The sequence below is a fragment of the Mycetocola sp. genome, from assembly GCF_046716805.1.
Lineage (GTDB): Bacteria > Actinomycetota > Actinomycetes > Actinomycetales > Microbacteriaceae > Mycetocola_A.
This window is the reverse complement of the sequence record NZ_JBKJWH010000181.1, coordinates 16368-32434: the sequence shown is the minus strand read 5'-3', so window position 1 is coordinate 32434 and position 16067 is coordinate 16368. Positions and strand designations below refer to the sequence as shown.

14 protein-coding genes are annotated in these 16067 nt (G+C 66.9%); all 14 read left to right on the top strand.

Going from position 1 to position 16067, the window contains the following annotated elements:
• Nucleotides 1–74: 74 nt before the first annotated feature.
• Nucleotides 75–872 (top strand): amino acid ABC transporter ATP-binding protein, encoded by a 798-nt coding sequence (locus tag ACLQ62_RS14570; RefSeq protein WP_411722351.1) that lies wholly within the window; start codon nt 75–77, stop codon nt 870–872.
• A 122-nt stretch (nt 873–994) separates the two neighbouring features.
• Nucleotides 995–2116, top strand: a complete 1122-nt coding sequence (locus tag ACLQ62_RS14565; protein ID WP_411722350.1) for a hypothetical protein — start codon at nt 995–997, stop codon at nt 2114–2116.
• 1 nt (nt 2117) lies between these two features.
• Nucleotides 2118–2555 carry a hypothetical protein gene (locus ACLQ62_RS14560; protein WP_411722349.1) on the top strand — a complete coding sequence of 146 codons (438 nt, stop codon included), beginning with the start codon at nt 2118–2120 and terminating at the stop codon, nt 2553–2555.
• A gap of 57 nt (nt 2556–2612) precedes the next feature.
• A complete protein-coding gene (locus ACLQ62_RS14555; protein ID WP_411722348.1) occupies nt 2613–7115 on the top strand; it encodes an FtsK/SpoIIIE domain-containing protein in 4503 nt (1500 codons plus the stop codon).
• Nucleotides 7116–7218: 103 nt separating this feature from the next.
• Entirely contained in the window at nt 7219–7515 is a 297-nt protein-coding gene (locus tag ACLQ62_RS14550) for a WXG100 family type VII secretion target (RefSeq protein ID WP_354498987.1), read from the top strand.
• 100 nt (nt 7516–7615) lie between these two features.
• Nucleotides 7616–7945: a hypothetical protein gene (locus ACLQ62_RS14545; RefSeq protein WP_411722347.1), complete on the top strand. Its 330-nt coding sequence runs from the start codon at nt 7616–7618 to the stop codon at nt 7943–7945.
• A gap of 38 nt (nt 7946–7983) precedes the next feature.
• Nucleotides 7984–9351 carry a hypothetical protein gene (locus tag ACLQ62_RS14540; protein ID WP_411722346.1) on the top strand — a complete coding sequence of 456 codons (1368 nt, stop codon included), beginning with the start codon at nt 7984–7986 and terminating at the stop codon, nt 9349–9351.
• 19 nt (nt 9352–9370) lie between these two features.
• Entirely contained in the window at nt 9371–9973 is a 603-nt protein-coding gene (locus tag ACLQ62_RS14535; protein WP_411722345.1) for a hypothetical protein, read from the top strand.
• Nucleotides 9970–10593 (top strand): hypothetical protein, encoded by a 624-nt coding sequence (locus ACLQ62_RS14530; protein WP_411722344.1) that lies wholly within the window; start codon nt 9970–9972, stop codon nt 10591–10593. The genes ACLQ62_RS14535 and ACLQ62_RS14530 overlap by 4 nt, the downstream gene beginning before the upstream one ends.
• Nucleotides 10586–11437 carry a hypothetical protein gene (locus ACLQ62_RS14525; RefSeq protein WP_411722343.1) on the top strand — a complete coding sequence of 284 codons (852 nt, stop codon included), beginning with the start codon at nt 10586–10588 and terminating at the stop codon, nt 11435–11437. The genes ACLQ62_RS14530 and ACLQ62_RS14525 overlap by 8 nt, the downstream gene beginning before the upstream one ends.
• Nucleotides 11438–11439: 2 nt before the next feature.
• Nucleotides 11440–12273, top strand: coding sequence for a PP2C family protein-serine/threonine phosphatase (locus ACLQ62_RS14520; protein WP_411722342.1), 834 nt, complete (start codon nt 11440–11442; stop codon nt 12271–12273).
• Between the two features lie 8 nt (nt 12274–12281).
• A complete protein-coding gene (locus ACLQ62_RS14515) occupies nt 12282–13601 on the top strand; it encodes an FHA domain-containing protein (RefSeq protein ID WP_411722341.1) in 1320 nt (439 codons plus the stop codon).
• A 2-nt stretch (nt 13602–13603) separates the two neighbouring features.
• Nucleotides 13604–15217, top strand: a complete 1614-nt coding sequence (locus tag ACLQ62_RS14510; protein WP_411722340.1) for a serine/threonine-protein kinase — start codon at nt 13604–13606, stop codon at nt 15215–15217.
• A complete protein-coding gene (locus ACLQ62_RS14505) occupies nt 15214–15933 on the top strand; it encodes a hypothetical protein (RefSeq protein ID WP_411722339.1) in 720 nt (239 codons plus the stop codon). The genes ACLQ62_RS14510 and ACLQ62_RS14505 overlap by 4 nt, the downstream gene beginning before the upstream one ends.
• Nucleotides 15934–16067: the final 134 nt, after the last annotated feature.

The window sequence follows — 16067 nt, the reverse complement described above, 5'->3', positions numbered from 1 at the left end:
CGCCCTTATATAGTGGGTGATCTGCCTCTTGCTCTCATGGGGCCTGGGGGTGCTCTAAATGTGTTTGGACGGCTTTGTCGCCCACTGACCCCGGGGCTGCGGCCGCGGCTGACCCCGGCGCCCTGCTCACCGTCACCGGCCTCCACAAAGCGTTCGGCAAAAACGAGGTGCTTCGCGGCATCGACCTCTCCGTGCGCCGCGGTGAGGTGCTCGTGCTGATCGGACCATCCGGCTCAGGTAAGACCACGGTTCTTCGCTCGATCAACGGGCTCGAGATTCCGGATGCCGGTGTCGTCACCGCGCCGGACGGCATCCGCGTCGACTACTCCGCACAACCGCCGAAGAAGGACATCCTGGCGATGCGAGACCGCACCGCCATGGTGTTCCAGCACAACAACCTCTTCCCGCACATGACCGTGCTCGAAAACATCATCGAAGGTCCGGTCCAGGTGAAGGGAACCAGCAAGGCGGTGGCGACCGCGGATGCCGTCGCGCTGCTCGACCGGGTCGGCCTCGCTGAGAAGCGCGACGTCTACCCCTTCCAGCTCTCCGGTGGTCAGGCGCAACGCGTCGGCATCGTCCGCGCTCTCGCGCTCAAACCGCAGTTGCTTCTCTTCGATGAGCCGACGAGCGCCCTCGATCCGGAGCTCGTCGGTGAAGTCCTCGCCGTGATGAAGGAGCTCGCCGACGAAGGCTGGACCATGGTCGTTGTGACCCATGAAATCGCATTTGCGCGCCAGGTCGCTGACGAGATCCTCTTCATGGACGACGGTGTCATCGTCGAACGCGGCACACCCCGCGAAATCTTCACCGCACCGAAACAGGAGCGCACGAAACAGTTCCTGCACCGGATCCTCTCGCCGCTCGACTGACCGGCCCCGCTCGACCGACCTGAACTGGCGCGACGGACCGCGCGGTTCCGCAGATATGCCCGCTCCCGCCGGTAAAGTGACTCGCACAGGGCACAGGTCCCTGATCGACGAGGAGTGCCACCATGAGCAACACCACCCCCGATTTCAGCGACGCCAACCGCGACGGCGCCGAGCCGCCGACCGGTCCAGCGTCAGCCGCGAACGAGGACGCTCCCCGCGACCAGGACGCCACAGACACCCGCGAGTACGACGCCCCGCTCACCCCGGCAGCGCCCGCCGACCAGGGGTCCGAACGCCAGCGCGAGCACGCTCCGGATGCCGGCGCGCCGCTCTCCGACGAGTTCGACCCCGACGCCTTCCGCGACTCCCTGCCGGCAACCGAGCCCGACTCTGAGCCGACCGTCGAGCCCGCCGCAGTCGAACACGCCCGCACCGCCGAGCACACGGCACAGCCCGCGCCTCAGCACCATCACACCCCGGAGGTCGCCGACCAGGCCTACTCCGAGACGGCGGACACCCACGTGCTCTCCTCGTCCGAACCCACCGTCCTGACCCAGGCGGACCTCGAGGCGGACAAGGTTCTCGCCGAAGAGTCCGTGACTCCACGCGATTCGACCGTCCACACCGACGCGACCGCCCCCGTGGTCCCCGCTCCCGCACAGGAGCGAGCAGAGCCGGAGCCGTCACCGGCACCCGTGCGCCAGCCGGTCTACGTCCAGGCTCCGAGTGAACCGAAGGCCAAGGGCAACCGTGGTTTCGGCATCCTCGTCTCCCTCCTCGCGACGGTCGTGTTCGCCGTCCTCTACGCCGCCGCGCTGGCCGTGCTGCTCGTCATCAACAACGACTCGTTCAACACCATGACCGACGTTGTCGTGCGGGCGCCGTTCTGGATCCCGGTCATCTTCTTCTTCCTCGGCATGGTCCTGCTCGTCTCCGTGGTCAACCGCGGCGGCTGGTGGGCGTACGTTCTCGGCGGCTTCGTCGTCGCTGCGATCGTCTACGGTTCCTACCTCGGTGGCCTTCTGATCGAGCAGGCCGCGAACATCAGCCCGAGCGAGGTCGGCGGCGCTGTTCTGAGCGCGCTGCTCACGCCCGCGGCGGTCATCTCCTTCATCATCGCCCGCGAGGTGCCGATTTGGTTCGGCGCCTGGGTCGCCTCCCGCGGGCGCAAGGTCACCGAGCGTAACCGCGAAGCGAAGCGGGAATACGAGCGGATCCTCGACCAGGGTCCCGTCGTCTCCTGACGTGGTGCGGTCCCCGCAACGGATGAGGGCCGCCCTCCTGACGACGCTCGGATTCGCGGTCGCGCTCGGTGTCGTCTGGTGCATCGTCGGCCTTGCGGTTCCGCTCACCGGTCCGGATGCCGCCGGCTGGCTTCCCGTGGCGATGATCGTCGCCGCTGTGGCCGGCTTCCTCGCCGTGCTGCTCCGGCTGACCCCGGCTACACCGGCTCTCGCAGGAATCCTGCTGCCCGCTGTTGGCGGGTGCGCCGGCTTCCTGGTCGCCGGGGGAGTGCTCCACGGCCTCGGCGGCGGGAACCCGCTCGCCGGCCCTGCCTTTGCGCTCTCCCAGTTCGGCTACCCCGGTATCTACGTCGTCGCCGCACTCAGCCTTGCGGCGGCGGCAGCGTTTCGGATGGGGACTTCTCCACATCGCGGCAGACATGGCCGCCCGCTAGGTTAGAGCGACGGTCCTGGCGAAAAGTTCTTCGCCGGGATCGACCTGTGAAGAAGGACGAACATGCGCCTCAAACTGACCCTCGCCCGTCCTTCGGGCAGTCGCGATGACATCATCATCACCACGGATGCCGGTGCGACCATCACCGAAGTTGCGTCGACGATCGCCCGGGTCGACCCCGCTCAGTCGGTTGCGCCAGACGGCAACTACACGCTGCAGGCGGCGCTGCCCGGGCACACCGAGTGGCTCGCCCTGCCGCCGGATGCCCCGGTCGGAGAGGCCTGGATCGGTTCCGGCGCCACCGTGCACCTCTCGGATGCCGGCCGCTACTTCTCGCAGGCGAAGACCGGTCACGCACCAACAATCGCGACCATCACCGTGCTCAGCGGACCAGAGGTGGGGCGCAGCATCCCGCTGAGCGCCGGCAGCTACACCGTCGGGCGGGATCCCTCCTGCGACGTCGTTCTCTCCGACAAACTGGTTTCGAAGAAGCATGCGCGGCTGGAGGTCGCCGACGGGGTCGACGTGATCGACCTGGGTTCCGCCAACGGTGTGGAGGTCGACGGAGGCATCGTCACCCGGTTGCACATCACCGAAACCGAGACCGTCCGCCTGGGCGACACGGACCTGAAAATCGCCCTTCACCAGTCGGTCGCCGAAGCGGGCGTCGCACCCAAGGCCGGCCCCATCTTCTTCAACCGGTCACCGAAGGTCGAACGGAGGTACGCCGGAAAGGAATTCACCGCTCCGGACGTGCCCGCTGAGAAGGAACCACAGCAGTTTCCGCTGCTCGCGATGCTCACCCCCATGCTCATGGGTGGGGCCATGTTCTTCTTCACCGGCAACCCGTTCTCGCTGCTCTTCATCGCGATGACCCCGTTGATGCTCATCGGCAACTACATCACCGGTAAGCGCAGAGACAAACGGATGCTGAAAAAGGCGATCGCGAAGTTCGACACGCGACTCGCTGATCTCGACGAACAGCTGCAGAAGGTAAGCGTCACCGAACACGACCTGCGCCTCGCCGAAGCGCCGTCCACTGCGGAAACCCTCGACGGGGCGATGCGGCGAGGGCCGCTGCTCTGGACCCGGCGGCCCGAGCACTGGTCCTTCCTCAACGTGCGCCTCGGCGTCGGCTCGATGACCACCCGCAACACGATCAAGACCAGCGAACACGGCAACCTCCTGCCAAAATTCCAGGAACGTCTCGACGACCTGATCGAGAAGAACAGGCTCGTCGCGGGGGTTCCGATCATCGACAACCTGCACGACTCCGGCGCACTCGGGATCGCCGGGTCCCCGTCGGCGGCCATCGGCTCCCTCAACTCGATCCTGGTCCAGCTGACCGCCCTGCACTCCCCGGCAGAACTCGCCGTTGCGGCGATGGTCACGCCGCAGTGGTCGGATGAGCTGGCGTGGCTCAAGTGGATCCCGCACACGTCATCGCCGCACTCACCCATCGACGGTGTGCATCTCGCAGACAGCGCCGCCAGTGCTGCGAACCTGATGTCGTCTCTCGAGGACATCATCGAGACCCGCGTTGCCCAGCAGAAGGCGAAGCAACAGCGACGTGGCGCCATGAAGCAGAAGAATGCCGCACTCGAGCGGGGCGCCGCCGTCGGGGACAGCCAGGACGAAGGCTTCCAGGCTCCGCTTCCCGCGATCGTCGTCCTCATCGCCGACGACGTCTCCGTCGACCGGGCCCGCCTCGTGCAGCTCGCCGAGATGGCAGCGGATGCCGGCGTCTACCCGATCTGGATGGCTCGCGACGTCACCTCCCTTCCTGCCGTGTGCCGCACCTGGCTGGCTGTGCCGGACGACGACGGTTTCGCTTCGGTCGGGTATGTGCGCATCGGTGAGACCATCACCGATGTCGTTACCGAACTGATCGACCCGCAAACCGCTCTCGACTACGCGCGTCGGATGGCGCCGGTGATCGACGCCGGCGCACTCGTGTCGGACTCCAGCGACCTGCCCCGTTCCGTGTCCATGGTCGCGTTGCTCGGTCATGACCTCGTCGAGCACAGCGACGCCGTCGTCGACCGCTGGCGGCAGAACACCTCCATCCACGACCGCACCCCAGGCATCCAGCCGAAGAAGCGGCGCGCAGGCAAGCTGCGGGCTACCGTCGGCTCCGCCGGGGTCGACGCGATGCACCTCGACCTGCGGACCCAGGGCCCCCACGCCCTCGTCGGCGGAACCACCGGCTCCGGCAAGAGCGAGTTCCTGCAGGCCTGGGTGCTCGGCATGGCCGCTGAGTACAGCCCGGACCGCGTCACATTCCTCTTCGTCGACTACAAGGGCGGCTCGGCCTTCGCCGACTGCGTCAATCTGCCGCACTGCGTCGGTCTGGTCACCGACCTCAGCCCGCACCTCGTGCGCCGCGCCCTCACCAGCCTGAGGGCGGAACTCCACTTCCGGGAGCACCTGCTCAACCGCAAGAAGGCCAAGGATCTGCTCGAACTGGAGAAGCGAGGCGACCCCGACAGCCCGCCGGCGCTCGTCCTCGTCATCGACGAGTTCGCCGCGCTCGCCGGTGAAGTTCCCGAGTTCGTCGACGGAGTCGTCGACATCGCCCAGCGTGGCCGGTCGCTCGGCATCCACCTCATCATGGCGACCCAGCGCCCTGCCGGCGTCATCAAAGACAACCTGCGCGCCAACACGAACCTGCGGATCGCGCTGCGCATGGCAGACGAAAGCGACAGCCTGGACGTCGTCGGCGTCAAGGACGCGGCACACTTCGACCCGGCTCTTCCCGGCCGCGGCCTCGCCAAAACCGGTCCCGGCCGGCTGCAGACGTTCCAGTCCGCCTACGCCGGCGGCTGGACCTCCCGAGAGCCCGACCGCCCCGGCATCGAGGTGACCGAGCTTCGGTTCGGCGCAGAGGCCCGCTGGGAGGAACCCGGCCGTGCGGGCATCGACGAGTCGCGCGATCTCGGCCCGACCGACCAGCAGCGCCTCGTGGCATCCATCATCGCGGCATCCGATTCCGCGCGCATTCCCGCACCGCGCCGTCCCTGGCAGGACGAACTCGCGCCGGCCTACGACCTCGGAAAGCTCCGGCAGCGGACCGACGCCCAGCTGCTGCTCGGCGTGTCCGACCTCCCCGAGCAGCAGCTGCAGCTTCCGGTGTACTTCAACCCGGATGTCGACGGGCACCTCGTCATCTACGGCACGGGCGGATCCGGAAAGAGCACCGTGCTGCGCACCCTCGCCACGGCGTCGGCGATCACTCCCCGCGGCGGGCCGGTCGAGGTGTACGGGCTCGACTTCGGAGGCGGAAGCCTGCGGATGCTGCAGGACCTGCCGCACGTTGGAGGTATCATCCACGGCGACGACACCGAGCGCGTGATCCGGTTGATGCGACAGCTCAAACAGGAACTCGACGCCCGCGGACCCCGCTACGCCGAAGCCAACGCCTCGTCGATCGTCGACTACCGGCAGCTCGCCAACCGGCCGAACGAGCGGCGCATCCTCCTGGTCATCGACGGGTTCCAGAACTTCCGCCAGGATTTCGAGATCCCCGCCGGCCGGTCGCAGTGGTACAACGTGTTCGCCGACATCATCTCCGGTGGCCGGCAGGTGGGCATGCACGTCGCGTTCACCGCCGACCGGACCGGCTCGGTGCCGAGCTCGATCAGCTCGAGCGTGCAACGGCGCGTGGTGCTCCGCCTCGCCGACGAAACCGCGTACGCCATGGTCGACGTGCCCAGTGACATCCTGTCTTCGTCATCACCGGCCGGCCGCGCGATCGTGGACGGCGAAGAAACCCAGATCGCCGTGCTCGGCGGGTCCGCCTCGCTGTCTGACCAATCGGCGGCGACGAAGGAACTGGCGGCGGCGATGACCCGTGCCGGTGTGGTCCCGGCACAGCCGATCCGGTCGCTGCCGAGAGAGTACCCGGTCTCGGAACTGCCCACGCGCGTCGGGTCGTTCCCGGCGATCGGGCTCAGCGACGACGACCTCGGACCCACCGGCATCGAACTTGCCGGAACGTTCCTCATCGCCGGTCCACCGGCGAGCGGGCGGACGACCGCACTGCTCGGCATGATCGAAGCGATCTCCCGGTTCGACCCCGAGACCCGCCTGTATTACATCGGCAACCGGCGATCGCTGGTGGGTCAGCATCCGAGCTTCGTCTCCTCCGCCGTGACGATCGAGGACGCCGCCTCCCTCGCGAAGGAACTCCTCGCAGCGATCGTCGACCCGGACACCGACGGCAGGATTGCGGTCATCGTCGAGCAGATCGGCGATTTCCTGCAGACTCCCGCCGACAACCCGATCGTCGACATGATCCGTGCCATCAAGCGCAGCGACCATTTCATCCTCGCCGAGGCCGAGTCGAGCTCCTGGTCGAGTTCGTGGCCGCTGCTGGGCGAATTCAAGAACGCGCGCAGGGGACTGCTGCTGCAGCCGGAGACGATCGACGGCGACATCGTGCTCAAGACCAGCCTGCCGCGGATGCAGCGGGCGGAGTTCCCGGAGGGGCGCGGCGTGCTCGTCTCCGGCGGCAAGTACGTGCGAATTCAGCTCCCACTCGCTCCCGCGCCGGTGCCTGTCGGCTGACATGGGGAGCACTCCCCATCGACGGCAGAAAGACTGCTCCGTTAGGTTGTTCACGTGGGGGCGATCCAAACGGGATCTCCAAGCAAAGGATTGGAACATCACCATGGCAAACATCAACGTAACCTTCCAGGACCTGAAGACCGCTTCGGGCCAGATTCTCACCGGCAAGGGCGCTCTCGAAGACAAGATCAACGAACTCCAGCGCCTCGTCACCGACCTGGTCTCCAGCGGCTTCGTGACCGACCAGGCATCCGGCGCGTTCCAGGAATCCTTCACCACCTTCACCCAGGGCGCGACCCAGGCCGTCGGCGGCGCACAGGGCATGGCCGACTACCTCACCAAGGCAGCCGACTCGCTGCAGAGCGCTGACCAGGAGCTCGCCAACGCCATTCGCGGCTGAGCTTTCCAGCTTCTTCGGGGAGGGTCGGCTTCGGCCGGGCCTCCCCGATTACTGACTTCTCTTCTTCTCATACCACGCACGCATTCTCCAGGGGGACACCATGGGCGACAGGCTCGTCATCGAGGGTGAACTGCTCGCGCAGACCCAGACTCACTTGCAGTCGATCCTCACCGAATTCGAGGGTGCCGAGAAGTTCAGCGAACATGTCGCCTCCCTCACCGGGCACCCGCGACTCGAGGAAGAAGTGCGGAGCTTCGCGTCGAGCTGGAACATCAAGCGCACCGAAACGATCAAGTCGGTGACCGCGCTCAAGGACTCGATCGGCGCCATCAACGACGCGTTCAACAATCTCGACGCCGACCTCAAGAAGGCGCTCGCCGGCACCTCAGGGCCCGTACAGCCCGTCCCCGGCATTCCTCAAGCGTCCTGAACTCTCCCCGTTTCTGCTGACAGATAGGCACCATCGTCATGACGAACTTCTCTGACCTGACCGGAGAGCCCGCGTCGCTCACAACCTACGCCACGCGCTACCTGCAGATCGCCGACGCGATCCAGAGCGCGTCCGCCGCCCTCAAGGCCGTCGGCGAGGGCAGCGACAGCATGGTCTCCCTTGCCGTCAACGAGGTTCGTGGCAAAGCGAAAAAGGGCGGGGAAGACATCGGTGAGGCCGAGACCCGCTACCGCACCACCGCGCAAGCGCTTCTCACCTATGCCGGCGCACTCGAAGACGCCCAGGCGAAGGCGGTCCAGGCCCGCAGCGAGTACGAGTCCGCCCAGGCAAGTCACGCCACGGCACAGGCCAGGGCGAATGAGTTCGATGACAAAGCGCAGGTGCCAGGCGCCGACCAGGCGGCTGACGCCAGGTCCGCTTCCACCTGGAGCGCCCAGGCGTCAAACCTGGCCTCGAGCATGGGTTCCGCCGAAGCCAAGTACAACGAAGCCGTCGCCGACAAGGACAGGGCGGGAAACACCGCCGCGAATGCCATCAACAGGGTCGTCTCCGATGACGGCATCAGCGACACCTGGTGGGACGTCCTCGTCGACTTCTGCGAGAAGATCGGTGACTGGGTCGCCATCGCAGCGCTCCTGCTGTCCTGGGTGCCTGGGCTCGGGCAGATCCTGCTCGTCCTCGCCGCCATCATCAGCATCATCAAACTGATCGATTCGCTCATGAAATTCTTCAAGGGCGAGATGACGCTTGGGGAGGTCGTCGGTGCCGCCGTCGGCGTCGTGCTGAGCATCGTGGGAGGCAAGGCCCTTCTGGTTGCGATGAAGGGCCTGAAGTCGCTTTCGGCGGGGAGCAAGGCCGCCAGGACGGCGGCGAAGGTTGCGAGCCGACCGACGTCCAGGTCGGCGCGCCAGAACAACAACAAGGCGCAGGGCGCCAAGCGGGAGGCGGTCAAGGATTTCAAGGATGCCTTCAAGCCGAGCAAGAACGACATCACCAAACCGTTGAAGGACACGTTCGTGAAACCGTTCAGCGATCTCGGGAAGGCATTGACGAAACCCGGTGAAGCATCCGACATCGTCAAGGCGATCATCAAGGGTCACGAGGACATCCTGCCCGCGGCGATGTCCCGGGGTCACGACCCCACGTACCTTCAGATGCTCGGGAACGCGACGAGCAATTCGGTCTCGTTCGAAGACCTGCCCCTGAGCCTCAAGGTGGAGATCCTCTTCGAGGGCTCGAAGGTCTTCGGTGGGGCCCTGGAGACGGTATCGAAACCGTTCATCGGTGAGGTGCCGTTCACCGTGGAATCCCTGGCCGGGCAGATCACCAAGCCGATCCCCGGAAGCGTCGGCGACATGGTCGACGGCGCCGTCGGCGCTCGCTGAGTCGATAGGTTAGACGTCTATGGCTTCCTCCCTGAACATCGCCAGTGTCTCACTGAGCCTTCCTGAGGACTGGTTCGAGGTGGACCTCGAGCCGGCGGGTTCGGAGAGCTGGATCGACTCGCTCAAGCTCGAGTTCACTGAGCGCGCCGACCAGCAGGCGATGTCTCGCGCGTTGGCGTCGGTCCGCCAGACCTTCCTCGACGACGCCGTCGACCTCGCAGCGCTCTACCTGCCCCAGCCGAACAACGGCGTCATCGGCGCAGCGATGATCGTCGACATCTTCGACCTCGGCGTCGACGACACTCCCGAGAGCTACCTCGAGTTCGTGGAGTCGCACCGCGACCTGCGCACGCCCGAGCTCGACATCTCGGCGTTCTCGTCCTGGCGGTCCGCGCACCGCAGCGGGGAGCTGATCGGGTATAGCCATATCGCCCTCGTCACCCCTGAGCCGGATTCCGAAAGCAGCCTCGAGGAACGCGCGGTGTTCGCCGTGTTCCCACCCGGCTCTTCACAGTTGGTCCGCATCACCTTCCGCACGGCCCGACTGGGCGCGTTCGTCGACATGACCACCGAAACGAGCGCGATCGTGAACGACATGACGTTCGACCTGGCCGCGGCGTGACCCGCCAGGTGACCCTGACCGGGGCAGACCTCTCGATCGTGCTGCCCGGCTCCTGGGCCGTCATTCCGTTGACAACGGCGGAAGCCGGAGAGCGACGGGTCTCCGCCCTCATCAAGAAACAGCTGGGGCGCAACGATCGCCTCGCCGGGTTGCGACGCGACCTCCGCGAGAGCATCAACGCGTCGGTCCGCGAGGCTGTCGACCTGGGCGCCGTAGGACTCGCGATCTCGCTCGAAATCCTGCCAGGCATCCCGTTCCCGGCCTCCCTTCTCCTTCTGCCCCTCGACTGGCCGAGCACCGCAGGCGGCGCGGATGCTTCCCAGGAACAACGTCTTCTCGCGGCGTATCCGGGGTCGGTGCTCGTCGAAGAGGGAGCGGCACGCCCCATCGTCCGGCGTCACGAAATGGTCACCACGACCTACGAAGACGAATCGTCACAGGACCTCAAGATCAACTACTGGCTGCCCGTCGGCGACGGCAGCAGCATCGTCCGGGTGTACGTCAAAGCCCCGATGGCGCACACGCCGCCGCTGTGGCTGGAACTTTTCGACACCATCATCGGGTCACTGGGTTGGCTCAACGAAGCGCCGGCCGGCGCAGAGGAGGTCGTTCGTGGCTGAGGACACCAGAACCGTCAGCCCACCACCACGGGCGGATCGAGAAGAACGGGCGGCGAAGCTCCGCCGGTTCGTCGGGGTCGGGGGAAACGTCCTCGGGGCTGTGGCACTGCTCGTGGCGATGGTCGCCGTGGCGGCGATCCTGGTGTTCACGAACCAGGGTGTGTCGCTCGGTTCCGTACTCGAAGACGACTCCGCAGGCACGATGACCATCGCCTTCCCGTTCCTCATGGTTCTTCTGTCGGCGACTGGTTTCTTCTTCGGCCAGTTCGCCACGCGAGGGCGCTGGGGTGCCAGCGAAAAAACGACCGTATTGAGCAGCGGATCGTTCCGGGTGGACCTCCGCCCGCTCAGCGTGAGCCTGCACGCTGTCTTCCTCGTGTTGTCGGGAATCGCCTGGGCACTCGTCGTGCCCGTGCCCGTCGCGCTCGAGACGGCCGGCACGGTCAACCCGCCGCCCGGCTCCTCGGCGGCGGAACAGTTCTGGTTCACCGTCGTCGTCTACGCCGTCGTGACCGGCGCACTCACCGCGGTCGTCGCTGTTTCCCTTCTCAAGAAGCTCAGCTACAACCGGCTTCTGGAACGGGGGCGTGGCTCGATCGTCGTCGGGTCACCCGCGCAGTCCGCCTGGCGCCGCTTCTCGCACATCTGGCGGGGTGAGCTGGTTCTGGCCGGCTTCGCGGGAGCGGCCCTGGGGTTGAGCCCCCTCGGCATCCACCTCGACAGTGCAGGGTACGCGTTCGCATTCGCCGGAGCGGGAATCGCCCTGCTGGTCGCGTCCATCGTGATGGCCCTCAACTCCTGGCGCTCCGGTCTGCCCGTCGAACGCGTCGAGTCGTACACCTGAACATGGCTGCGCGGATCGAAACCATCAGGACGCCCCGCACGGTCGTGACCGTCTCGGTGACGGGCAGGAGCGAGACCGGGCATGTGCGTGAGCACAACGAGGACAGCCTTCTGGCGTCCGCCCCGATCTTCGCCGTGGCCGACGGCATGGGCGGTCACTCCCGCGGCGACCTCGCCAGCCAGACGATGGTGCACCAGCTGTCGCACAGCATCCGACCCGGTGAGCCGACGACCCCGGAGGCCGTCTTCACGGCGATCACCGCAGCCAATTCCTTCATCATGTCCTGGGCGGATCAGACGGGGATCGCGGGGACGACCGTCGCCGGCCTTGCACTCGTGACCCTGTCGAGCCAGGCCGACTGCCACTGGATGGCGTTCAACATCGGCGACTCGCGCGTCTACCTCTGGGACGACAGCGTTCTCCGCCAGGTCACCGTCGACCACTCCGCGATCCAGGAACTCATCGACGCCGGACGCATCACCGCGTTCGAAGCGCTGACGCACCCTGAGCGCAACGTCGTTACGCGCGCCGTCGGTGTGGAGACGGATGCCGACCCCGACGTCTGGTTGTTCCCCGCATCCGACCACCAGGTGTTCCTCCTCTGTTCAGACGGGCTGACCCGAGAGGTGTCGGCCGAGCAGATCGAGGCGGTTCTCCGCTCAGGAGTCGCGGACCCGGCCGACCGGCTGGTCGAACTCGCACTCGAGGCGGGTGCCCACGACAACGTCACCGTGCTGATCGTCGACTCGAGAAGCGTCGACACCGCGCCGCCGCGCCCGGGATATCATGACAATCGGTCGCTTGGTTATCTCGAGCAGACCCTGCCGAGAGTATGAGGGGTGGCATGACCGGGTACAGCTACGCGCCTGCGCAAACGCACGAATGGCTGGCCGTCGCCACGGCCGGCCGTCTTCTTGTCGCCCGGGTCGACGACACCTCCGACCGGGTGGCGCAACTCGCCGCCACCGGGGACCCGTCCACGTCGGTACAGGGAGTGCTCGAGGTGCTCACCGCCGACGGCCTCGCCGCCACCGGACCGTTCGCGCTCCTCTTCTGGGTCGACGGAGACCTCACCGGCAAGGGGCTCGGCGTCATCGTGCGCGGGGAAGCCGCCGTGATCATCGACACGACCGACGGCGAAGTGACCGTCTCGTCGCGCGGCGTCACCACCTGGACCGAACAGGTCATCGAGAGCCCACTCGGATTCCGGGTTCAGCTGAACGCCTCAGCGCCGTCGCCGATGCCGCAACTCCCGCTCCACCAGGGTGCCGCCTGGGTCAGCGGCGTACGGCTCGCCAGCGCCGGATCGAGTTCCACCGATGACGCGAGTGCCGCCTCCCGTGAACCCGCCGCTTCGGCTCCGGCGAGGAACGCCAGACGCGAGGCCGCCAGCCAGCCGGCATCCCCAGCACCTCTCGAGCAGCCTGGAGCGGCACCTGCGGCCGCGCCCGAAACACTGGCAGAGCCGGCCCCGCTGCACGAAGAGACCCGGGTCTTCCACACCACGACGCGAGGAGACGTCGAAGCGTCTGCGGTCGGGAATCCGACCGCAACGGAGGCCGAGGCAGACGGGTACGACTATCTCTTCGGCGCCACGGTCTTCCGCCCGATCGGCGCCGCCGCCGTTCTCGCAGCCGAGGGGGACGATGGCGCCTCGTCGCTGCCCGAGACCCGGTTCCTGACCGACCCGGAGGCCGGGCCGGGTCCCGCCGCGCCTTCCGCACCGATCCTCGGCGACCACGACGGACGGACGATGCTCGCCTCCGACATCCAGGCCGCCCGACAGCGGTCGGCGTCCGCACCAGCGCCGTCCGCGCCACAACCGCCAGCCCACCGCTATGTGCTCCACCTGCCCGCGGGGCAGTCGCAGGTACTATCGGCGCCGGTCATCCTCGGACGTGCGCCGAGCGTCTCCAACGTCCCGGCATCCGTTCTGCCCCATCTCGTCACACTGATCGGCGATGACATCTCGCGCAGCCACGTCCGCGTCGCTGTCGAAGGCGATACCGTCGTCGTGACCGACCTGCATTCGAGCAACGGAACGCACGTCATCGCCCCGGGAAAACTTCCCCAACTGCTGCGCGCCGGAGAACCGACCCCGGTGATCACCGGCACGACGATCGACCTCGGTAGCGACGTGCTGCTGCACGTCGAGGAGGCTTAGGCGTGTCGGTTCGCTCGGTCGCCACGCCGCCCGAGTTGCCTGGCCTCCGGTACACGCGGCTGCTCGGCTCCGGCGGGTTCAGCGACGTCTACCTGTACGAACAGGATCTTCCTCGCCGACTCGTCGCCGTCAAGGTTCTCGCCTCCGAGGACCTCAGCGACACGTCGCAGGCCGCCTTCGTCGCCGAAGCCAACCTGATGGCGCAGCTGTCGGCGCACCCCTACATCGTCACCATCTACAACGCCGCAGTCGCCGGAGACGGTCGGCCGTATTTCGTGATGGAGTACTGCTCGGGGCCCAGCCTCGCCGAGCAATACAAACGCTCGCGCTTCGGCGTTGCCGACGCCCTGCGCACCGGAGTCCGGGTGTCCAGCGCCGTCGCCACCGCGCACGCCGCAGGCATCCTGCACCGCGACATCAAACCGGCCAACGTTCTGACGAACAATTACGGCTGGCCGGCGCTCACCGACTTCGGCATCTCGAGTGCCGTCGACATCGAGCTTCCGGTGAACACGACGACCCGCGAGGCCATGAACGCTGCAGGGGCCGCCACTGGAACCGGCACCATCGGGATGTCCATCCCGTGGTCGCCGCCCGAGATGTTCGACGACCATCCCCAGCCCGATGTTCGCAGTGACGTCTTCTCCCTCGCGGCAACGCTGTACACGCTCCTCGTCGGCCATACGCCGTTCGAGGTCCCGGGGAAACCGAATGGCACCGTAGACCTGATCGGCCGGATCGAGCGCGGCACGATCACCCCGATCACCCGCACAGACATTCCCCGGTCGCTCGTCTCGATCCTTCACAAAGGCATGGCAACCTCCGCCGACGACCGCTTCGCCACCGCTGTCGACTTCGCACGTGCCCTGCAGCGCGTCGAAATGGAACTTTCGTACGCGCCGACCGCCATCGACGTGCCGAACCTCACCATTCTCGAGCGGGCCCACGACGCCGAGGCCGCCGACGGGGGTGAAGCGACCCGCATCCGGGGCGTCGCAACGGTCCACGCGCAGCCGGTCGCCCCTCCAGCACCCGCCCCGGTGCAGCAGGGGGCAGACCCGACGGTCGTCCGGCGGATGCCGTCCGTCCAGCCCCACGCTGCGCCGTACACCCCGGAACCCGCCGAACACACGGTTCTCCGGCCGCGAGCGGCCGCGGCCGAAGCGGAGCCGCGGCCCGCCGGTGCGCCGGCTTCGCGACGCAAGCTCTGGCCGATCCTGGCCGGTGCTGCCAGTGTGATGGTGATCGGCGGCGTCGTCGCCGCGGCCATCGTTTTGGCGCCGAAGACGCCGGAGGCGCCGGAGGCCCGGCCAACCGCGACCGCCGCACCCGACGTCATCACCCTCGGCGTGCCGACTCCGGCAGCGGTCGCGGTCACCCCGAGCACGGACGGCACCCGGGTCACCTTCGAATGGGAGAACCCCGAACCGCAGAGCGGCGACATGTTCGCCTGGAACCGCAGCGACGGCCCGAACCAGAGCGCGAAGACGCCGACGAAAGACGGCATGACCACCATCGAGGGCGTGGACTCGAACACGCAGGTCTGCGTCGAGGTCTTCATCGTCCGCTCGAACGGCAAGATGTCGGCCGAACCCCTGGAGATGTGCAGCGAATGAAGGCACCACGGATTGAATTCTGCGGGGAATGGTACGACCTGACTCCCGGCCAACCCTTTTTCGTCGGCCGGGAATCAGACCTCGTCATCGACGAGAACCCGTTCCTGCACCGCCGGTTCCTCTCGATCAGCCACGAGAACGACCTCTGGTGGCTGTCGAACGTCGGCAACCTGCTGGCTGCAACAGTGACCGACACGACCGGCCAGGTTCAGGCCTGGCTCGCGCCGGGCGCCAGGCTCCCCGTCGTGTTCCCCGAACTCCAGGTGATGTTCAGCGCCGGGTCCACCACGTACGAGTTCACCATCCACTCCGATTCCCAGTACTTCGATACAACGTCGATGACGACGCTGCAGGCGGGAACCACGACGGTCGGCCCGGTGCACCTGACGAGCAGCCAGCGACTGCTCATCGTCGCGCTCGCCGAGAACGTGCTGCGGCAGGATTCCCCCGGCAGGGGAGAGATACCGGCGTCAGCGGATGCTGCGGCGCGGCTCGGCTGGACGCAGACCGCGTTCAACCGAAAACTCGACAACGTCTGCGACAAGCTCGACCGGATCGGAGTACGCGGTCTCCGCGGCGGGCGCGGCAAACTCGCCACCGGCCGCCGGGCTCGCCTCGTCGAATATGCCGTCTCGTCACGGCTCGTCGACACGGCCGACCTCATTCTGCTCGACCGTGAGAACGAGATCGAAACTTCGGTTCCCGCGGACGACTGACAGCTGCTTCCAGCCCGCGCATCCGGGAGTTCACACATATGCAAACGTTTACAATGCCGCGCCGGACAAAGTGTTAGCGTAGACCAGGATCCTGCGGGGGTGTTGTTTTTCAGGAACCGGAACACATACTGATC